The 20,242-nt window shown below is 63.7% G+C and carries 21 protein-coding genes; 8 read left to right on the top strand and 13 right to left on the bottom strand.

The features are described 5' to 3' along the window. Positions 1-28: 28 nt before the first annotated feature. Positions 29-841 (top strand): tetratricopeptide repeat protein, encoded by an 813-nt coding sequence (locus M2427_RS00080; RefSeq protein ID WP_280704002.1) that lies wholly within the window; start codon positions 29-31, stop codon positions 839-841. 132 nt (positions 842-973) lie between these two features. Here the strand turns inward: M2427_RS00080 and M2427_RS00085 are convergent, their stop codons facing one another. From M2427_RS00085 to M2427_RS00130, 10 genes are all read right to left on the bottom strand, one after another. Beyond that, positions 974-1,948, bottom strand: a complete 975-nt coding sequence (locus tag M2427_RS00085) for a type II secretion system F family protein (RefSeq protein WP_280704003.1) — start codon at positions 1,946-1,948, stop codon at positions 974-976. Between the two features lie 9 nt (positions 1,949-1,957). Further along, the gene (locus M2427_RS00090) at positions 1,958-2,935 is read right to left on the bottom strand and encodes a type II secretion system F family protein (RefSeq protein WP_280704004.1); all 978 of its coding nucleotides are present in this window, start codon (positions 2,933-2,935) and stop codon (positions 1,958-1,960) included. Positions 2,936-2,951: 16 nt separating this feature from the next. Next, the gene (locus M2427_RS00095) at positions 2,952-4,415 is read right to left on the bottom strand and encodes a CpaF family protein (protein WP_280704006.1); all 1,464 of its coding nucleotides are present in this window, start codon (positions 4,413-4,415) and stop codon (positions 2,952-2,954) included. Positions 4,416-4,436: 21 nt separating this feature from the next. Further along, a complete protein-coding gene (locus tag M2427_RS00100) occupies positions 4,437-5,705 on the bottom strand; it encodes an AAA family ATPase (protein ID WP_280704007.1) in 1,269 nt (422 codons plus the stop codon). Continuing rightward, on the bottom strand, positions 5,702-6,436 hold the full coding sequence (locus tag M2427_RS00105) for a CpaD family pilus assembly protein (RefSeq protein WP_280704008.1): 735 nt from the start codon (positions 6,434-6,436) through the stop codon (positions 5,702-5,704). Before M2427_RS00105 ends, M2427_RS00100 begins: the two co-directional genes overlap by 4 nt. A gap of 21 nt (positions 6,437-6,457) precedes the next feature. Beyond that, positions 6,458-7,933: a type II and III secretion system protein family protein gene (locus M2427_RS00110; RefSeq protein WP_280704009.1), complete on the bottom strand. Its 1,476-nt coding sequence runs from the start codon at positions 7,931-7,933 to the stop codon at positions 6,458-6,460. An 11-nt stretch (positions 7,934-7,944) separates the two neighbouring features. After that, positions 7,945-8,742 carry a Flp pilus assembly protein CpaB gene (gene cpaB / locus M2427_RS00115; RefSeq protein ID WP_280704010.1) on the bottom strand — a complete coding sequence of 266 codons (798 nt, stop codon included), beginning with the start codon at positions 8,740-8,742 and terminating at the stop codon, positions 7,945-7,947. A 125-nt stretch (positions 8,743-8,867) separates the two neighbouring features. Beyond that, positions 8,868-9,392 carry a prepilin peptidase gene (locus tag M2427_RS00120; RefSeq protein WP_280704011.1) on the bottom strand — a complete coding sequence of 175 codons (525 nt, stop codon included), beginning with the start codon at positions 9,390-9,392 and terminating at the stop codon, positions 8,868-8,870. A 106-nt stretch (positions 9,393-9,498) separates the two neighbouring features. Then, positions 9,499-9,645 (bottom strand): hypothetical protein, encoded by a 147-nt coding sequence (locus M2427_RS00125; protein ID WP_280704013.1) that lies wholly within the window; start codon positions 9,643-9,645, stop codon positions 9,499-9,501. Between the two features lie 72 nt (positions 9,646-9,717). Next, positions 9,718-9,882, bottom strand: a complete 165-nt coding sequence (locus M2427_RS00130; protein WP_079851750.1) for a Flp family type IVb pilin — start codon at positions 9,880-9,882, stop codon at positions 9,718-9,720. 259 nt (positions 9,883-10,141) lie between these two features. On the opposite strand from M2427_RS00130, the gene M2427_RS00135 reads away from it, so the two are divergent. The 4 genes from M2427_RS00135 to M2427_RS00150 all read left to right on the top strand — a co-directional run bounded on the left by M2427_RS00135 (position 10,142) and on the right by M2427_RS00150 (position 13,101). After that, a complete protein-coding gene (locus M2427_RS00135) occupies positions 10,142-10,969 on the top strand; it encodes a sterol desaturase family protein (protein ID WP_280704679.1) in 828 nt (275 codons plus the stop codon). 229 nt (positions 10,970-11,198) lie between these two features. Beyond that, positions 11,199-11,699, top strand: coding sequence for a pilus assembly protein N-terminal domain-containing protein (locus tag M2427_RS00140; RefSeq protein WP_280704014.1), 501 nt, complete (start codon positions 11,199-11,201; stop codon positions 11,697-11,699). Between the two features lie 225 nt (positions 11,700-11,924). Beyond that, positions 11,925-12,503 (top strand): pilus assembly protein, encoded by a 579-nt coding sequence (locus M2427_RS00145; protein ID WP_280704015.1) that lies wholly within the window; start codon positions 11,925-11,927, stop codon positions 12,501-12,503. 22 nt (positions 12,504-12,525) lie between these two features. Then, the gene (locus M2427_RS00150; protein ID WP_280704016.1) at positions 12,526-13,101 is read left to right on the top strand and encodes a pilus assembly protein; all 576 of its coding nucleotides are present in this window, start codon (positions 12,526-12,528) and stop codon (positions 13,099-13,101) included. Between the two features lie 111 nt (positions 13,102-13,212). Here the strand turns inward: M2427_RS00150 and M2427_RS00155 are convergent, their stop codons facing one another. The 3 genes from M2427_RS00155 to M2427_RS00165 form a co-directional block, all read right to left on the bottom strand. Next, positions 13,213-13,425: a cold-shock protein gene (locus tag M2427_RS00155; RefSeq protein WP_057759442.1), complete on the bottom strand. Its 213-nt coding sequence runs from the start codon at positions 13,423-13,425 to the stop codon at positions 13,213-13,215. 269 nt (positions 13,426-13,694) lie between these two features. Then, entirely contained in the window at positions 13,695-13,985 is a 291-nt protein-coding gene (gene infA / locus M2427_RS00160; RefSeq protein WP_008546913.1) for a translation initiation factor IF-1, read from the bottom strand. A gap of 23 nt (positions 13,986-14,008) precedes the next feature. Further along, positions 14,009-15,556, bottom strand: coding sequence for a DEAD/DEAH box helicase (locus M2427_RS00165; RefSeq protein ID WP_280704018.1), 1,548 nt, complete (start codon positions 15,554-15,556; stop codon positions 14,009-14,011). Positions 15,557-16,057: 501 nt separating this feature from the next. Here M2427_RS00165 and urtA point away from each other — a divergent pair. The 3 genes from urtA to urtC all read left to right on the top strand — a co-directional run bounded on the left by urtA (position 16,058) and on the right by urtC (position 20,239). Then, complete coding sequence (urtA, locus tag M2427_RS00170; RefSeq protein WP_280704019.1) at positions 16,058-17,380, top strand: urea ABC transporter substrate-binding protein; 1,323 nt, start codon at positions 16,058-16,060, stop codon at positions 17,378-17,380. Positions 17,381-17,462: 82 nt separating this feature from the next. Further along, positions 17,463-19,073, top strand: coding sequence for an urea ABC transporter permease subunit UrtB (gene urtB, locus M2427_RS00175; protein ID WP_280704020.1), 1,611 nt, complete (start codon positions 17,463-17,465; stop codon positions 19,071-19,073). Continuing rightward, a complete protein-coding gene (gene urtC / locus M2427_RS00180) occupies positions 19,070-20,239 on the top strand; it encodes an urea ABC transporter permease subunit UrtC (protein ID WP_280704021.1) in 1,170 nt (389 codons plus the stop codon). Before urtB ends, urtC begins: the two co-directional genes overlap by 4 nt. Positions 20,240-20,242: the final 3 nt, after the last annotated feature.

Below are 20,242 nucleotides of genomic sequence, written 5' to 3' on the forward strand. Positions count from 1 at the left end.
GATCATCAGGCTCGAGAGTCAAAGCGTCATGCGTCAACGGTTCCGTCCTGTCCGGCTTCTCGCCTCCGCCTCGCTGATCGTGCTGGCGGCCGCGAGCCTCGGCGGCTGCGCGGGGGGGCCAAAACTGTCTGATGTGACCGGCTCGATCGGGTCGAGGGCGGAGGCCGCGCCGGCCGATCCGGCGCGCGCGGCCGAGGTCTATGGCGAGCGTTATCGCGCCAATCCCAGGGATCCCGACGCGGCGCTGGCCTATGGCCAGGCGCTGCGCGCCAACGGCCAGCACGCGCAGGCGGCCGCCGTGCTCGAACAGGCGACCATCGCCAATCCCGGCAACAAGCCGCTGCTGGCCCAATATGGCCGCGCTTTAGCCGACAACGGTAATTTCCAGCAGGCGTTCGACGTGCTGTCCAAGGCGCATTCGCCCGACAATCCGGACTGGCGCCTGCTCTCGGTGCAGGGCACCGCGCTCGACCAGATGGGCCGCCACGAAGAGGCGCGCAGCTATTATGCGAGCGCGCTGAAGATCGCGCCCGGCGATCCCGGCGTGCTGTCGAATCTCGGCCTGTCCTACATGCTCACGAAGGAGCTGCCGAAGGCCGAGGAGGTGCTGCGGCAGGCCTACGCTTCGCCGCGCGCGAGCGCCCGCGTGCGGCAGAATCTCGCTCTGGTGGTCGGCCTCCAGGGCCGCTTCGCCGAAGCGGAGACCATCGTGAAGGCGGACCTTCCGCCCGATCAGGCCGCGGCCAATGTCGCCTATCTGAAGGACATGCTGAGCCGCAGCGAAGCCCCGCGCGGCGCGCCGAAGCGGACCCCGGTCGCTTCCCTCAGCCAATCCGACTGACCGCCTGCGGCTTGCGCCGCAGCGCGGATTACCGCTGGCGCTTCAGACGCTTTCGACGATCCACATCGCAGCGAGCCGGCCATGGCCGGCTACTGTGCATGGGGTTGTTTTCGCGGTTTGAAGCGTCCGGGATCAGTGCAGCTCGGAGATCTTGATGCCGGTCGGCCCGAGAATGACGACGAACAGCACCGGCAGGAAGAACAGGATCATCGGCACCGTCAGCTTCGGCGGCAGCGCGGCGGCCTTCTTCTCGGCCTCGTTCATGCGCATGTCGCGGTTTTCCTGCGCCATCACGCGCAGGGATTGGCCGAGCGGGGTGCCGTAGCGTTCGGCCTGCTGCAGCGCCAGACACACCGATTTGACGCCTTCGAGGCCGGTGCGCTTGGCGAGGTTCTCGTACGCCACCTTGCGGTCCTGCAAGTACGACAGCTCGGCAGTGGTCAGCGTGAATTCCTCCGACAGCGCGATCGACTGGCCGACGATTTCGGTGGCGACCTTGCGGAAAGCCATTTCCACCGACATGCCGGATTCGATACAGATCAGCAGCAGGTCGAGCGCATCGGGAAAGGCGCGCTTGATCGAGAGCTGGCGCTTGGAGATCGCGTTCTTCAGGAACAGCATCGGCGCCTGAAGGCCGAGATAGGCCGCGCCGACGCAGATGCCGATCTTGATCGGCAGCGGGCGGTCCATATGGGCGATCAGGAACACGTAGACGATCGAACCGACGAACAGCACCAGCGGCGCCACCATGCGAGCGAACAGGAACGTGACGTAAGGCGCGTGGCCACGATAGCCCGCCATGATTAGCTTGTCGCGTGCAGCTTCCTGCGCCAGCCATTTGGTGAGGTTGAAGTCCTCGACGACCTTGGAGACGAGCTGCTTGGGCGTCTGGCGCAGCGAGACCTTCTCGCTCTTGTTGAGGCGCTCGCGCTCGCGCTGCCGGATCCGCTCGCGCTCGCTTGCCACCGCCTTCATGCGCTTGGAGAGGCCTTCGCCGGCGAACATCGGCATGACCAGCGTATAGACGGTTGCGCTGGCGGCGATGGCCGCCAGCAGCATCGTCATGAAGTGGATGTCGTGCAGTTTCGTGACGAGCAAATCAACCATGCAGCACCATCAGAAATCGAAGTTGATCATCTTCTTCATCACCATGATGCCGATCGACATCCAGACGACGCAGCCGACCAGCATCAGCTGGCCGGTGGGATGGGTCCACAGCAGCGAGATGTAGCCGGGCGTCGTGAGATAGACGAGGAACATCACGATCGGCGGCAGCGAGCCGATGATGCCGGCCGAGGCCTTGGCTTCCATCGACATCGCCTGGATCTTTTCCTTCATCTTCTTGCGGTCGCGCAGCACCTTGGAGAGGTTGCCCAGCGCCTCGGAGAGATTGCCGCCCGACTTCTGCTGGATCGATACCACGATGCCGAAGAAATTGGCCTCCGGCAGCGGCATGCGATCGTAGAGCCGCGTGCAGGCCTCGCCGAGCGGCATGCCGATCGCCTGCGTCTCGATGATCTGGAGGAACTCGCTGCGCAGCGGCTCCGGCGCGTCGGCGGCGACGACCTTGATGGATTCGAACAGCGGCAGGCCCGCCTTGATGCCGCGGACGATGACGTCGACGGCGTCGGGCAGTGCTTTCAGGAACTGGTTCTCGCGCCGCTTCTTCAGGAAGCCGAGCGCCCAGCGCGGCAGGCCGAGGCCGCCGGCAAAGGCGAGACCGGCTGCGCCGAGCAGGCCGCCGCCGCCGAACAGAGCGCCGAAGAAAAATACGCCCGCCACCACGCCGGACACGATCCAGAATTTTTGCGTCGTCCAGTCGAGCCCGGCCTGCGACAGGCGAATGTTGAGCGGAACGCTCTTTTCCTGCGCCCGCCGCGCCTCGAGATCCTTGAGCGAGCTCTCGACCTGCTCGCGGCGCGAGCGCTGGCTCTTCTCGGCCTGCTTGGCTGCCGGCGCATCGGCGCGCGCGATCGAAGCGCGGCGGCCTTCGGCCTTCCGCTCGCCCGACAGCATCGGATAGAGGAAGACCCAGGCGATGCCGCCGACCGCAGCGGTGGCGAGGAAGGCGAGGGCGAGGACCTGGATGTTCATGATTGCGCCGGCCTGCTCACGTATTCGGTTTCTTTTCCGCGGCGTCGAGCGCTGCGGCAAGGCGTTTCTCTTCGCCGTAATAGCGGGCGCGTTCCCAGAATTTCGGACGACCGATGCCGGTCGAGCGGTGCTGGCCGATGATCTTGCCGTTGGCGTCCTCGCCGACCAGGTCGTAGAGGAAGATGTCCTGGGTGATGATGGTGTCGCCTTCCATCCCCATCACCTCGGTGATGTGGGTGATGCGGCGCGAGCCGTCGCGCAGGCGCGCAGCCTGGACGATGACGTCGATCGAGGCGCAGATCATCTCGCGGATCGTGCGCGAGGGCAGTGAGAAGCCGCCCATCGTAATCATGGATTCGCAGCGCGACAGCGCTTCGCGGGGATTGTTGGCATGCAGCGTTCCCATCGAGCCGTCGTGGCCGGTGTTCATGGCCTGGAGGAGGTCGAAGGCCTCCGGGCCGCGGACTTCGCCGACGATGATGCGTTCGGGGCGCATACGCAGACAGTTGCGCACCAGCTCGCGCATGGTGACCTGACCTTCGCCCTCGATATTGGGCGGGCGGGTTTCGAGCCGCACCACGTGGGGCTGCTGGAGCTGGAGCTCCGCCGCGTCCTCGCAGGTGATGACGCGCTCGTCGTGCTCGATATAGTTGGTCAGGCAGTTGAGCAGCGTGGTCTTGCCCGAGCCGGTGCCGCCGGAGATCAGCACGTTGCAGCGGACGCGTCCGATGATCTGCAGGATCTCCGCGCCTTCGGGCGAGATCGCGCCGAACTTGACCAGCTGGTCGAGCGTCAGCTTGTCCTTCTTGAACTTACGAATGGTGAGCGCGGGGCCGTCGATCGCGAGCGGCGGCACGATGGCGTTGACGCGGGAGCCGTCGGCGAGGCGCGCGTCGCAGATCGGCGAGGATTCGTCGACGCGCCGGCCGACCTGGCTGACGATGCGTTGGCAGATGTTGAGGAGCTGCTGGTTGTCGCGGAAGCGGATTCCGGTTTTCTGGATCTTGCCGCTGACTTCGATGAAGACGGTGCCGGCGCCGTTCACCATGATGTCGGCGATGTCGTCGCGGGCGAGCAGCGGCTCGAGCGGACCATAACCGAGCACGTCATTGCAGATGTCGTCGAGCAGCTCTTCCTGCTCGGCGATCGACATCACGATGTTCTTGATCGCGATGATCTCGTTGACGATGTCGCGGATTTCTTCGCGCGCCGACTCGGAATCAAGCTTGGCGAGCTGGGCGAGGTCGATGGCCTCGATCAGCGCGCCGAAGATGGTGGCCTTGACCTCGTAGTAGTTGTCCGAGCGGCGGCTTTCCATGGCCGGCGGCGGCCGGGAGGGAGCGAGCGGCGGCGAGGCGACGGCCGGCGGGGGCGGCGCGCGCGACACCGTCGGCGCCGGAGCCGGGGCAGGCTCTGGCGACACGGCGCCGGGCTTGGGAGCCCGAAAGTCGGTGTCTGTTCCGCTACGCTTACCGAACACTTAACAACTCCATGCGGCGGCTTATTTTCCCCGCAACTTCTCAATCAGCGGTGAAAGCAAGGACGACTTTTGTTTCTTCGTCTCGCTGCGGCCGGTCAGGCGCTGGGCGATCTGGAGGAACATCTCGATCGATTTGTGGTTGGCGGAGATCTCCGCGATCATCTGGCCGTTGTTGGCGGCCGCGCCGAAGATCTGGGGCTCGAACGGGATCGATACGACCGGCTGGCTCTCGATCGCCTTGGCGAACTCGGTCGCCGCAATCTCCGGCCGTTTGGGAACGCCGACCTGGTTCAGGCAGTAGAGCGGCGGGCGGTCGTTCGGACGGGCGGCCTTCAGCAGGTCGAACAGGTTCTTGGTATTGCGCAGGTTGGCGAGGTCGGGGGCGGCGACGATCAGAATGTCGTCGGCGCCGATCAGGGCGCGCTTGGTCCAGCCCGACCATTGATGCGGGATGTCGAGCACGATGCAGGGCATGGTCGCACGCAACGTGTCGAACACCGCGTCGAAGGCGTCGGTGCCGAAATCATAGACCCGGTCGAGCGTCGCCGGCGCCGCGAGCAGACTGAGATGGTCCGTGCATTTCGACAGCAGACGGTCGATGAAGGCGGTATCGACACGGTCCGGCGAGAACACCGCGTCCGCGATGCCCTGCGGCGGATCCTGGTTGTAGTCGAGCCCGGCGGTGCCGAAGGCGAGATCGAGATCGGCGACCACCGCGTCCATCGCAAGGTCCCGCGCAATCGCCCAGGCGACGTTATGGGAGATGGTGGAGGCGCCGACGCCGCCCTTGGCGCCGACTACGGCGATGATGCGGCCGACCGCCTTGGCTTCGGGCGCCGAGAACAGGTTGCAGATCGAGCGCACGACGTCGATCGGGCCCACCGGCGCGAGCACGTAGTCGCTGACGCCGCGACGGACCAGCTCGCGATAGAGCATGACGTCGTTGATGCGGCCGATCACGACCACGCGGGTGCCGGCGTCGCAGACCGTGGCGAGCTGGTCGAGGCCGGCCAGCAAATCGTTGCGGGCGTCGCTTTCGAGCACGATCACGTTGGGAGTCGGAGCAGACCGATAAGCCTCGATCGCAGCCGCCATGCCGCCCATCTGGATCTTCAGATGGGCCTTGCCGAGGCGGCGATCCTCGCCGGCCGATTGCACGGCGGCGGCGGTCTCCACGGTTTCGCAGAAGGCCTGGACCGAGACACGCGGCGCGGGCGCAATATGCTCTTCGGCCGGCGGCGGGGGGGCCTCCGGCTGCTCGTCCTGAGTTTGGCGCGCGTAGCTGATCATTTGCCGGTGTCGCTGAGTTTGGCCTTTTCGGCCTCGGGATAGGTGGTCGTCGTCGTGTTGCCCTTGCGGTACTTCTCGAAGGCGGTGATGCGCCGCGCCGTGTAGGCCGGAGTTTCAGGCCGCGGCTGTTCGAGGTCGGACGGATTGTCGATCATGGCCGCCACGTTGCGCTGATTGGCGCAGCCGAAATTGTAGTAGTCCTTGTTCTCGAACCAGCTCTTGTTCTTCATCGAGGGCCCGAGATCCTCCGGCCACAGGCCGCAGGGGCCCGCGACCGCGGCGATCTTGGAGTAGGTCAGCCGGATCGGCGGCAGGAAGCGCCTGTCCTCCGGCTGGTAGGGGCGGGCGATGATGCCGCGCGGGGGAACGCCCGCTGCCGCCAGCATGGCCTGAATCTCGCGCATGGACTCCGCGACCGGACGCGCATTGGGCGTTCCGGAGGGCACGTCGATGTGGATTGCGCCGGTGCCCTCATGCATCCAGGTCGACGCAAGCCCCATCACGTCGGCGCGCTGGGCTGCGGTGAGGCCGCCACGGGCATGTCCGACGAACACCACGATCGAGCGGTTCTGCTCCTCGATCGCGATCGGGTGACGCTGCTTGTAGTCGTCGGGAATGGACCCGGTCGTCACCTCGTCGTGCTGGCAGCCGCCGAGCGCGAGGGCGAAACCGACGAGCACGCCACCGAGGCCGGCGGCGCGGTGGCGGGTCTGGGGTCGTGTTGTGATCATTACTTAAGTCCCCGTTCCGCGTCAGTCGGTGATGAAGCCGTAGGTGCCGCGGTAGTTTCTCGCCGGTTCGGTCCGGCCCGGCACGCCATAGATGCGATTGATGTTGCCGATCAGTTCGGCCTGCGGATCGGCAGGCGCGGCGAAGCCGTCATCCGGTCGCGACAGGTCCTTTGGCGCCGCCGCGCGAACGACGTAAGGCGTCACGATCACGACCAGCTCGGTCGTGTTGTTGACGAAGTCGCGACTGCGGAACAGCGTACCGAGAATCGGCAGCTGCATCAGCCCGGGCAATCCGCTGATCGCCTGCTTGGTCTGCTGCTGGATCAGGCCGGCCATTGCCATCGCGCCGCCGGAGGGAATTTCCAGCGAGGTCTCGGCGCGCCGGGTCTTGATCGAGGGCACCGTCAGCGAGTTGACCGAAGTCGAGGTCACGGCTTGCGACAGCGTGATCGAATTGTCGTTGGAAAGCTCCGAGACCTCGGTCATCACCCGCAGGCTGATCTTGCCCTCGGTGAGCACCACGGGCGTGAAGTTGAGCGAGATGCCGAACTTCTTGAAGCTGATTTGGGTGGTACAGACATGGGTGGTGGGATCGCAGGCATAGCCCGCCGGCACCGGGAATTCGCCGCCGGCGATGAAGGTTGCGGACTCACCCGAAATCGCGGTCAGGTTCGGCTCGGCCAGCGTGCGTACGACGCCCGCGGTCTCCATCGCGCGCAGGGTCGCCTGCACGGAAGGCGACGCGCCGAATTTGGTGGTCAGATTGTTGCCGTCGACGAGGTTGCGGCCATAGGCGTTGAACGGGTTCGAGTTGGTGAAGCTCACCACGGAGGTGCCGTAGTTGAGGCTCGCCGACAGGTCGATGCCGAGCTGCTTGACGATGTTGCGCGCGACTTCCGCGACCGTCACCTTCAGCATGACCTGGTCGCGGCCGCGGACCACGATCGAGTTCACCACCTTGTCGGCGCCGCCGGCAAGGCGTGCAGCGAGATCGTTGGCCTGCTGCGCTTCGATCGGAGTGGCCGCACTTCCAGTCAGGACGACGCCGTCGCCGAGGCCGTCGATCTGGATGTCGGAATTGGGCAGGATCTGCTTCAACGCGGCGCGAGCGCCGTTGAGATCACGCTTGACCGCAATATCATAGGCGGCGATCTGTTGGCCGGCGGAATCGAAGAACACGATGTTGGTCTGGCCGACCGAGGCGCCGATGATGTAGGCGCGCTGGGCAGAACGGACCACCGCATTGGCGATCTTGGGATCTGCGACGAGCACGTCCTTGATGTCGCGCGGCAGGTCGATCACGATCGACTTGCCGACGCCGAGCGAGAGGAAACGCGCGTTCATCTGGCCGTCGGCCGCAACCGGAGCCGCGGGACGGTAGTCCGCGGCGATCACGGGTGTCAGCACGGGATTGAGCGTCACCGCGACGGCGGCCGAGAACGACAGGGCGCGAACCATCGAGGTCCGCAGCGTCGCCGGATTTGCCCTGCATTTCATATCGACTGTCCTCATCGTACCTTCGTCGCCTGGGTCGGGACGCCGTAGCGAATGATCGAAACGCCGTCGCGCTTCTGCGCGGTCTCATCGAGCGTGATCTCGGTCGTCTTGCCGTCGGCAATGCTGCGCAGCGCCAGCGACAGCGTTCCGGCCTGGCGGGACGAGGCAAGCACCTGGGTCTGCGCGGAATTGAGTTCCAGCGTCACGGTCTTGCCGAGCACCGTATTCTGGCCATCCTTCTCCTTCGGCGCCTGATCGATGGCGAGCACGCGGACGTTGAGCAGGATGACCTCGGTGGTGACAATGTCCTGGGCGCCGGCGCTCTGGTCGGGGTTCTTGAGGCGGCGCGTGAGCAGAACGTCGACGTGGTCGTTCGGCAGGATGAAGCCGCCGGCGCCGGTCTCGGGCGAGATTTCGGTCGAGATGGCGCGCATGCCGGTCGGCAGGATCGCCGCCATGAAGCCGGAACCGTCGGCCTTCACCAGCTTCTGGTCGCGGATCGGTTCACCCTGAATGAAAGGGGCGCGCGCGATCGACCCGGTGACCTGGGTCGCGCCATCGGGACGTTCGCTGCGGCGGATGAAGGTGGAGCTGGCGGTCGCGGTCGGCCAGGTCTGCCACTGCACGTCGTCCGGCTTCACGGTCTGGCCGAGGCCGATGTCATTCTTGGCGACCAGAACGTCGGTGGTGGGAAGCTGCGCGACCGGAGCCACTGGAGGCGGCGCAGAGTCCGAGCCGCTCGCCAGATACGCGGCGACGCCGCCGGCGCAGATGGCGACCGTCAGGACGACTATGCGTGCCCTATTCATACGCTTCACTTTCCACAGAACGCTGCGACGCTGCCGCCGCCGTAATCGGCAGTTGACCAGCTATTCGTCAAAGCATGGTTAATGAGGCGTATCTAAATCGCCTTAACGCCGGGTTATCGCGGCGTTCAGCGCAGCGCGAGGTGAGCGAGGTCGATCGCTTTGACCCATTCGGTCTCGGGGTAGACCATCAACGCGCCAAGTGCGAGCGCGATGCCGTAGGGAATGCCGGTCTGCTTGTCGTGCAGCCGCGCCAGCCAGGCCTGGCCCGCGAGCCCGTAAGGCAACGGCCATTGCCGGAACTGGAGCAGGAGCAGCGTCAGCGCGCCACCGAACAGCGACGCGTAAAGCAGGAAGTTCATCAATTGCGTGAAGCCGAACCAGAGCGCGACGGAAGCCGCGACTTTGGCGTCGCCGCCGCCCATCCAGCCCATCGCAAAGCAGGTGAAGGCCACGACGAGGATCAACGCGCCGGCGCCGACATGGCTCAGCACCTCGTAAGGCGCCATGCCACCGGCAACGGCAAGCACGAAGAAACCCGCAACCAGCGCCAGCGAGACTCGGTTCGAGATCGTCATGGTGAAGAGATCGCTCGCGGCTGCGAACGCCATCAAGGCCGGGAACAGCAGAAGGCGCGCGAGGTCGAGGATCATGGGCTGCGTCTTGGGCCTGGGTGTATTGCCGGATCGGGGCGTCGGCGCATGCTAGAGCGCAGTGCTAAACAAACCGACAACGCTCGCAGCAGTCGCGGAACCGGGCTCACCACAGACTGGCGATACGCATTGCCAGTGTGATCATGGCGAGCAGCAGCGCAAGGCAGACCCAATAGGCCGACGCGTCGATGCGCGCCGTGTCTGCTTCGCGGGCCGCAACCGCGGCATCGGTCCTGTGTTTACGCAACGCCACTGGAACTCGCTACTTCCCAAAAAAACAAAGGCCCCGGAGGTCCGGGGCTTTTGCCGTCGTGTGTCGGTCGGCTTACTTCAGCGAGGAGCTGATCGAGCCGAACTTGGTGTTCAGCGTGGTGCCGAGGTTGTTGACGACGGTGATGATGGCCAGCGCGATGCCGGCGGCGATCAGACCGTATTCGATGGCGGTGGCGCCGGATTCATCCTTGGCGAAACGCGCAATCAGGTTCTTCATGAACTAAACTCCATCTGGGTGTGGTCGCCTCGTTCGGCGCTGTATTGACGCGCCGACCATGTGAGCCGAGCTCTTTCGGTAGAGTTAATTCAATCGGTCAAACCTGCATCCAGCGCGATGCTTTTGGCCAAAGTGAATTTCGCCTTAAGGCTGTCGTCGCAATCCGTTCGAGTTCCGAACGCGGCGTCAACTTCACTGTCCCTTAAATTTCGCGGAGTAGGCGTTAAGTCAGATCAGCAGCCTGAAAGAGACGACGATGATGTCGAGCCTGCCCATGCAAGTTGCCCTGATGCTCGGCGAGACCATCGAGAAGGTGATCCCAGTCACTTTCGCGCTCGCGGTGGTTTTCACGGTGCTCGAACATTTCTGGGCCTGCAACCCCGGTCCGGCGTGGTGGCGCAAGCGCGAGATCATTACCGACATCTGCTACTGGTTTTTCGTTCCTGTGTTCGCCCGCACGATGCGGATCGGACTCCTGATCGTCACGGCCGGCTTCTTCTTCAACATCCATGATGCCGACGAACTGATCGCCTTCTACGACAATGGCCATGGCCCGCTGGCGGAGCTGCCGCTCTGGGTGCAGGGCATGCTGTTCGTGGTCGCCGCCGACTTCATGCTGTACTGGCTGCACCGCCTGTTCCATGGCGGCGAGTTCTGGAAATACCACGCGATCCATCACTCCTCCGAGGAGATCAGCTGGATCTCGGCGGCCCGTTTCCATCCGGTCAATCTGATGCTCGGCACGATTGGCGTCGATGTCGTGCTGTTGATGGCCGGCATTTCGCCGAACGTGATGATCTGGGTCGGCCCGTTCACGACCTTCCATTCGGCCTTCGTGCACGCCAATCTGAACTGGACCTTCGGGCCGTTCAGATATGTGCTGGCAACACCCGTGTTCCATCGCTGGCACCACACGCCGCTCGAAGAGGGTGGCGACACCAATTTCGCCGGCACTTTCCCGATCTGGGACGTGCTGTTCGGGACCTTCCGCATGCCGAAGGATGAGCTGCCGCAGGATTACGGCAAGGACGAAGCGACCATGCCGAAGGAGATCGCCGGCCAGCTTGCCTATCCGTTCCGGCACTGATGTGTTTGAGCATGATCTCCGCGCAAACGCGTTCCGCGTTTGTCGCGAGGGAAAACCGCTGCACACTTTTCCGGATCATGCTCTAGGCGGGCGATAAAACGCCAGTCCGTTAGAACAATAGTGGGCGAATTTGCGGAACGTTCACGAATTACAGGCAGGTTAACCGGGTCGGGCGCCGGCTCCGCTTCCTGATCGATTCTGCCGGTTTGTGACGTCCCGGGGTAAAAGTATGCGTAAAGAGTTCCTTCGCCGTCAGGCGCGCGTCTGTCTGCTGGCCACCGCCGCTGCTCTGGCTTCGCCTGCGATTGGTCTTGCCGAGCCCACAGTCGATACCATTGCCGTCAATGTCGACCAGGCCAAGCTGGTGCGGCTGCCCGGCAAGGTGGCGACGATCGTTGTCGGCAATCCCCTGATCGCCGACGTCACGCTCCAACCGGGCGGGATGATCGTTGTGACGGGCAAAGGCTACGGCGCTACCAATTTCATTGCACTCGATCGTGGCGGCGAGATCCTGGTCGATCGGCAGATCCAGGTCGAGGGCCCGAGCGACCGCCTCGTCACCGTCTATCGCGGGATCGAGCGCGAGTCCTATAGCTGCATGCCGGTCTGCCAGCGCCGGGTCACGCTCGGCGACAGCGACACCTACTTCACCACCACGATGAATCAGGCTGGTGCGCTGAACAGCAGTGCCAGCGGCACCGGGGGCGCTACGGCCGCCAAGACGAACTAGCGCCAAGACAAACTAGCGCCAAGACGAACCAGCACGGCAAAGTCATCGGGAAGCGGCTGCCCGGCGGGACCTCTGTCCCGCACCGGGGCCGTGTCCGCAAGCCAGCGTGGTTAACCCGATCTTAACGCCCCGTTCCGGCCGGGGCGGATTGTCTGAAACACTTAAACAATCAGTTTCCGATACTGATCGGGGCAGATGATCGCCGCCGCTGGGGAATTTGACGCGATGCCATCGCCTGTACCTTCGAGGTTCACGCTCAAGACCGCTCTGCGCCGGTTTCGCGGCAGTCGCCGCGGATCCGCTGCGGTCGAGTTTGCGCTGGTCGCGCCGGTCTTCTTTGCGTTGTTGTTTGCCATCATCGAGACGGCGATCATGTTCTTCGCGAGCCAGGTGCTCGAGACCATCACGCAGAACTCCGCGCGCGTGGTGCTGACCGGCCAGGCGCAGTCGGGTTCGGTGGGGTCCTGCGCGGTGGGCGGCGTGGCCACGGCCTGCACGCAGGCGACGTTCAAGACCTACGTCTGCAACCAGATCCCGGCGCTGTTCGACTGCAACAGCCTTTATGTCGATGTCGAGAGTTACTCGTCCTTTACGTCGGTCACGCTGTCGAGCCACATCGATGCAGCCGGCAATTTCGACACCAATATGCTCTACAGCCCGGGCAATGCCGGCGACATCGTGGTCGTGCGGTTGTTCTATCAGTGGCCGCTGTTCGTGACCGGGCTCGGCTACAACATCTCCAACCTTGCGGGCCACAAGCGGCTGCTCGTGGCGACGGCTGCGTTCAAGAACGAGCCTTATTGAGATCAACGGATCGGGCAGAACGATGCAGGTGATTGCGAAATTCTGGCGGACGAGCCGTCTCACCGCGCACGAATTCCTGGCGGACGGAACAGGTCTCGCGGCGACCGAGTTCGCGGTGATCGTGCCGCTGATGCTGGTGATGTTCTTCGGTACGGTCGAATTCTCGTCGGCCGTGGCAATCGACCGCAAGGTGACGCTGATGGCGCGAACGCTGTCGGACCTCACGTCGCAGTCGACCTCGGTCGCCGACAGCGACATGACCAATTTCTTCGCGGCCTCGACCGGCATCCTGACGCCCTATGACGCCACGCCGGTGTCCTCGACGATCAGTGAGCTTTATGTGGATTCGACGCAGACGGCGCACGTCCAGTGGAGCAAAGGATCGGCGCCGCGGACCCAGAAGTCGGTGGTCACGATTCCTACGACGCTCGCGATCGCCGGTACCTATCTGATCTTCAGCGAGGTCAGCTATAGCTACACGCCGTCGGTCGGCTATATGCTCAAGGGCTCGATCACGCTGAGCGATGTGGCTTACACGCGCCCGCGGCAGTCGACCTGCGTCTATTACAGCCCGGCTACGGCCTGCACCACCTATTGAACACACCCATTCTGCGGACATGAAAAAGGCCGTGCATCCCGCACGGCCTTTTCCGTTGTTCAGTGCGTCGCACTGATGCTTGCACGCGCTTGGCAGAGCGCGCGGTCGATATCAGCCCGCGTCGCGGAGGTTGTCGGCAGCCGACTTGCCGGACCGGCGATCGGCGACGATCTCGTAGGAGACCTTCTGGCCTTCGCGCAGCGAGCCGAGGCCGGCACGCTCGACGGCGCTGATGTGAACGAACACGTCCTTGCCGCCATCGTCGGGCTGGATGAAGCCATAGCCCTTGGTCGCGTTAAACCACTTCACGGTTCCCATGCTCATGGGGGTAGTCCCTTCTCAATACACAATGTCAGAGCCCGCTCGCGCAGGGCCAGTTAGATCGAATTTTTGGAAGGGTCGTCAGCGTGTCTGAACCGGCTGTACCGGTGGATGCTAATGTCGTCCGGCCGAAAATCGATTGTGTTCATTTTATTGGAATCAAGGCGCCAAAACAATCCGGACGCGCACGATTTTTTGATCCGCCGTGATGTCCACGGCGGATCAGCATACAGGTCAGAATTTTAATGCCGCGCTTGCGCGCAGGCGATCGTTTAGCGGCGACGGAATTGGCCGCCGCGCTGGGGGCCGCCACGCGGCGGTCCACCGGCGGTCGCGGGACGTTCGTCCTTGTGGCGGAAAATCAGCCGGCCCTTTTCGAGGTCGTACGGCGACATCTCAACCGTTACGCGGTCGCCCGCCAGTGTCTTGATGCGGTTCTTCTTCATCTTGCCGGCGGTGTAGGCGACGATCTCGTGCCCGGCGTCGAGCTGCACGCGGTAGCGCGCGTCGGGGAGGATTTCGGTGACCAGTCCTTCGAACTGGATCAGCTCTTCCTTAGCCATGAATTTCTCCAGGTCGTGGACGGCTAGTGCGAATGAGGTTTGCGGTTCGGGTGGCCGTTCGGCCGACTCTCACGGCGCAAAAAGGCCACGCCTTGTATCCCATCAGGGGCCCCCGCGCTATGCGCGGAACGCTGTTCTGAACGGTCGGCTGGCGAAGAATGCATCTTTCCACCGCCAGGTTGGCGGCGGCGAGACCCCTTCGCGGCCTTCGGGCCGTTGCCAGGCCTTCCCTCGACATGCCTTGCGTCAGCGTGCCGTCCGTCGCCCTGCTTGCCGGCGCTGTGGTGGCGCCCGTCAGCATGCCTTTCATCGTTACGCCGTCCGTCACCCTGCCGTGCGCCTTGCGGGCGCTGGCCCGGGTGGCCGCCCGGCCGGCCCTGCCGTTGCTGCGACGGGGGAGCGCCCGCATCGCGGCGGCCGGCATCAGTGCGAAGATCCTCGCGCGGCAGCGCCACCTTGATCAGCTTCTCGATGTCGCGGAGGTAGCTGAGCTCCTCGCCGCCTGCGACCAGCGAGATCGCGGTACCCTCAGCGCCGGCGCGCGCGGTGCGGCCAATGCGGTGCACATAGGTCTCGGGCACGTTCGGCAAGTCGAAATTGATGACGTGGGTGATCCCGTCAACATCGATGCCACGGGCGGCGATGTCGGTGGCGACCAGCGTGCGGATCTCGCCGGTACGGAATTGGGCGAGCGTCCGCTCGCGATGGTTCTGCGACTTGTTGCCGTGGATGGCGCTGGCGGGAATGCCGGCCTTTTCGAGTGTCTTTACGACCTTGTCGGCGCCGTGCTTGGTGCGGGTGAAAACCAATGCGCGGTTGACCGGCTCTTGTTTCAACAGCTTGGCAAGGAACGCCGGCTTGGCCGAAAAATCGACCTGGATAATGCGCTGCTGGATGCGCTCCACGGTCGAGGAGACCGGAGTCACCGCGACGCGGGCGGGATCACGCAGCATGGCGTCGGCAAGCTCGGCGATGTCCTTCGGCATGGTGGCCGAGAAGAACAGCGTCTGCCGCTTGATCGGGAGTTTGGCGACGATTTTGCGGATGTCGTTGATGAAGCCCATGTCCAGCATGCGATCGGCTTCGTCGAGCACGAGGAACTCGACGCTTGAAAGCTTCAGCCCGTTGCTCTGCACGAGATCGAGCAGGCGGCCGGGGGTGGCAACCAGCACGTCGACGCCCTGCATCAGGGCGCGAACCTGGCGGCCCATCGGCACGCCGCCGATGGCGAGCGTCGAGGACAGCCGGATGTGGCGGCCATAGGCGTTGAAGCTGTCGAGGATCTGCCCGGAAAGCTCGCGGGTGGGCGACAGCACCAGCACGCGGGCCGTCTTGGGTTGGGGCTTGATCCGGTTCTCGAGCAGGCGATGCAGGATCGGCAGCGCGAAGGAGGCGGTCTTGCCGGTGCCGGTCTGGGCGATGCCGACGACGTCGCGGCCGGTCAGCGCGGTGGGAATCGTCTGGGCCTGGATGGGGGTGGGGGTGACGTAATTCTCTTCGGCGAGAGCACGTGCGATGGGTTCGGCGAGGCCGAAGTCCTGAAACGAAGTCAAAAGATGGGTTCTTTCCATGTCAAATGCGGTCGGCCCGACGCAATCAGCGGGGCGCGCGCACAAGGGTGTCGAGAAGACACCTGCGTGTTTGGGGTGTCGGATGGCTTGGGAGATATGGGGCAAGCCAGACGCCCATACGGGCTTAAGAACACGCGGCTCGCAACGATCGCTCGATTCGCGATCTCTACCCTCATATGGAACATCGACGGGGCGCTTTCAAGGCAGGTGTTCGACCGGCGTCGATTGCAGTGCAAAAATAGTTATGCCGGAATTTTAGCCAGTCGCGCCAGTTTGCTTAAAAAATGAACTGTCTGCCGCATAAGCATACATTTTATTCGCCCAAGATTTATGCAGTCGGACTGCGGCGAAATTTTGATTGCGTCAGAATTATCTAGATTGACCAATCACTTGGCAGGTGCCCAGCCCATGGCATGGTTCTTGCGATTCCGTTAATCGCAGGCGGCCGTGGGGCCGTTTCGCAGCGTCTTTTCACGTCTGCGTCAGGGAGATGATACATCCATGCATAACAAATCCACTCACGATATAGCGGCGTCATTTAGCCGCCGTGGCGTTCTCGCCGCGACCGCCGGACTGATGCTCGGTCTGGCTTCCATTTCCGGCGCGAAGGCTGCTGACGACACCATCAAGGTCGGCGTGCTGCACTCTCTGTCAGGCACCATGGCCATCAGCGAAACCACGCTGAAGGACACCATCCTCTTCCTGATCGACGAACAGAACAAGAAGGGCGGCGTGCTCGGCAAGAAGCTCGAGGCCGTCGTCGTCGACCCCGCCTCGAACTGGCCGCTGTTCGCCGAAAAGGCGCGCGAGCTGATCACCAAGGACAAGGTCTCGGTCGTGTTCGGCTGCTGGACCTCGGTGTCGCGCAAGTCGGTGCTCCCGGTGTTCAAGGAGCTCAACAACATCCTGTTCTACCCCGTGCAGTACGAGGGTGAAGAGTCCGAGCGCAACGTGTTCTACACCGGTGCTGCGCCGAACCAGCAGGCGATCCCGGCCGTCGACTATCTGATGAAAGACGAGAAGGTGAAGCGCTGGGTGCTCGCCGGCACCGACTACGTCTATCCACGCACGACCAACAAGATCCTGGAAGCCTATCTGAAGTCGAAGGGTGTCGCCCAGGAAGACATCATGATCAACTATACGCCGTTCGGTCACTCCGACTGGCAGACGATCGTGGCCGATATCAAGAAGTTCGGCTCGGCGGGCAAGAAGACGGCGGTGGTCTCGACCATCAACGGCGATGCCAACGTCCCCTTCTACAAGGAGCTCGGCAACCAGGGCATCAAGGCGAAGGACATCCCGGTGGTCGCGTTCTCGGTGGGTGAGGAAGAACTCGCCGGCCTCGACACCAAGCCGCTGGTCGGCCATCTCGCTGCCTGGAACTACTTCGAGTCGATCAAAACCCCGGCGAACGAGAAGTTCATCAAGGACTGGCAGGCCTACACCAAGAACCCGAAGCGTACGACCAACGACCCGATGGAAGCCCACGTGATCGGCTTCAACATGTGGATCAAGGCCGTCGAGAAGGTGAAGTCGACTGATCCGGACAAGGTGATCGACGCGCTTCCCGGCATCGAAGCGCCGAACCTGACCGGTGGCGTGTCGAAGATGCTGCCGAACCACCACATCACCAAGCCGGTGTTCATCGGCGAGATCAAGGCGAACGGTCAGTTCGACGTGGTCTGGAAGACCCCGGGTCTCGTCGCTGGCGACGCCTGGTCGAAGGAGCTCGATGGCTCCAAGGACCTGATCGGCGACTGGGTCGGCAAGAAGTGCGGCAACTTCAACACCAAGACCAACAAGTGCCTCGGCTCCGGCTCCTGATCCGGATCTGACATTCGATTGCACGACGGGAGAAGACGGCTATTCCGCCGTCTTCTCCCCACTTCTGCCGGGGTGATCCACAGTGCCAACCAAATTGTCCGCTCGTTTTTGCACCTTTGTCCTCTCGCTATTTCTGATCGCGTTCGCGTTGCCGGCCTTCGCCGGTCCGTTTGAAGATGCGGTCGCCAAATTCACCAACGACGATTATTCCGATACGGAAGAAGCGATCGGTGTGGTTGCAAGCAGTGGCAACAAGCTTGCCTTTCCGATCATCAGCGCGCTCCAGGACGGTCGCCTCATGGCCGATCCCGACAGCAAGAAAGTCTACGTCACCGGCACCGACGGCAAGTCGATCGATGCTGCGACCGGTGAGCCCGTCGCCAGCGTGCCCGACAGCGCCAGCGCCGTCCGCCTCAACAACCGCCTGCGCCGCAGCGTCGACGCGGCGCTCGGCGGCCTGACGCTGCAGTCGCCCGAGCTTGCAACGCGGCTCCAGGCCGCGCAATCGGTCTTCAAGTCGCACGAGGAGACTGCGCTCGAGCCGGTCGAAAGCGCGCTTGCCAAGGAAACCAACAAGGCTGTCAGGACTGCGCTCGGTGAAGCGCGCGCGGCGATCCTGCTGTTCAAGTCCGATGCCACCGAGGTACAAAAGCTGGAGGCCGTCGCCACCGTCAAGGCGCGCGGCGATCAGGATGCGCTCGCGCTGCTGTCCGACATCGGCTCCGACCAGCCGGCGTCAGTCGGGAAGGCCGCGACGAGCGCGATCGGCTCGATCCAGAACTCGCTCGCGGTCTGGTCCACGGTGCAGAACGCCTGGTACGGCCTGTCGCTCGGCTCGGTGCTGCTGCTCGCAGCGATCGGGCTCGCCATCACTTTCGGCGTGATGGGCGTCATCAACATGGCCCATGGCGAGATGGTGATGTTAGGGGCCTACACCACCTTCGTGGTGCAGGAGGTGATCCGCACCCGCTATCCCGCTCTGTTCGACTATTCGCTGCTGATCGCCGTGCCGCTCGCCTTCCTCGTCGCAGGCGCGATCGGCGTGCTGATCGAACGCAGCATCATCCGCTTCCTCTACGGCCGGCCGCTGGAGACGCTGCTCGCGACCTGGGGCCTGTCGCTGGTGCTGCAGCAGGCGGTGCGCACCATGTTCGGGCCGACCAACCGCGAGGTCGGCAACCCCTCCTGGATGAGTGGTGCATTTGAGCTCGGCCAGATCACCATCACCTATAATCGGCTCTGGATACTGGTCTTCACGCTCGCCGTGTTTCTGATCCTGCTCGCAATGCTGCGCTACACTGCGCTTGGCCTCGAGATGCGCGCGGTGACGCAGAACCGGCGTATGGCGGCCTCGATGGGTATCGCCACCTCACGCGTCGACGCGCTGACCTTCGGGCTCGGATCGGGCATTGCCGGCATCGCCGGCGTGGCTCTGTCGCAGATCGACAATGTCAGCCCCAATCTCGGCCAGAGCTACATCATCGACAGTTTCATGGTCGTGGTGTTCGGCGGGGTCGGCAATCTCTGGGGTACGCTGGTCGGCGCCTTCACGCTCGGCATTGCCAACAAGTTCCTGGAGCCGGTCGCCGGCGCCGTGCTCGGCAAGATCGCGATCCTGGTCCTGATCATCCTGTTCATTCAAAAGCGGCCGCGCGGCCTGTTCGCGCTCAAGGGCCGTGCGGTGGAAGCATGACCCCTCACATGCTGACGCGATCGCTGGACCGCGGCGCGGTGATCTTCCTGATGGTCGTCGCGGCCTGCGGCATCCTCATCCCGCTCTCCAACCTGCTGCTGCCGGCGGGTTCGTTCCTGCAGGTGCCGACCTATCTGGTCGCGCTCTGGGGTAAATATGTCTGCTACGCCATCCTGGCGCTTTCGATCGATTTGATCTGGGGCTATTGCGGCATCCTCTCGCTCGGCCACGGCGCCTTCTTCGCGCTCGGCGGCTATGCCATGGGCATGTATTTGATGCGGCAGATCGGCACCCGCGGTGTCTATGGCAATCCGATCCTGCCCGACTTCATGGTGTTCCTGAACTACTCGAAGCTGCCCTGGACCTGGTACGGCTTCGACATGTTCTGGTTCGCCGCGCTGATGGTCTTGCTTGTGCCGGGCCTGCTCGCCTTCTGCTTCGGCTGGCTCGCCTTCCGCTCCCGCGTCACCGGCGTGTATCTGTCGATCATCACACAGGCGATGACCTATGCGCTGCTGCTCGCCTTCTTCCGCAACGATTTCGGCTTCGGCGGCAATAACGGCCTGACCGACTTCAAGGACATCCTGGGCTTCAACGTCCAGGCCGAGGGCACGCGCGCCGCGCTGTTCGCGCTGAGCTGTCTGGCGCTGATCGTCGCCTTCCTGATCTGCCGGTCCGTCGTGTCTTCAAAACTCGGCAAGGTGCTGATCGCGATCAGGGACGCGGAATCGCGCAGCCGCTTCCTCGGCTACCGCGTCGAATCCTACAAGCTGTTCGTCTTCACGCTGTCGGCCTGCATGGCTGGCGTCGCCGGCGCGCTCTACGTGCCGCAGGTCGGCATCATCAATCCGAGCGAATTCGCGCCGGGCAATTCGATCGAGGCGGTGATCTGGGTCGCGGTCGGCGGCCGCGGCACGCTGGTCGGTGCGGCGCTCGGGGCCATCGTCGTCAACTACGCCAAGACGTTCTTCACATCAGGCGTGCTGGCGCCGTACTGGCTGTTCATGCTGGGTGCGCTGTTCATCCTGGTGACGCTGCTGCTGCCCAAGGGCATCGTCGGCACCTTCAACGCCTGGCGAGAGTCGGCCAAAGAGAGGCGCCCGGCTGAGACGACCGCGAGCGCGGCGGCCGAAGACGGCATCACCGAACCGAAGATGGCGGAGTAGCGG

It is taken from the genome of Bradyrhizobium sp. BR13661 (genome assembly GCF_029892425.1).
Taxonomy (GTDB): Bacteria; Pseudomonadota; Alphaproteobacteria; order Rhizobiales; family Xanthobacteraceae; genus Bradyrhizobium.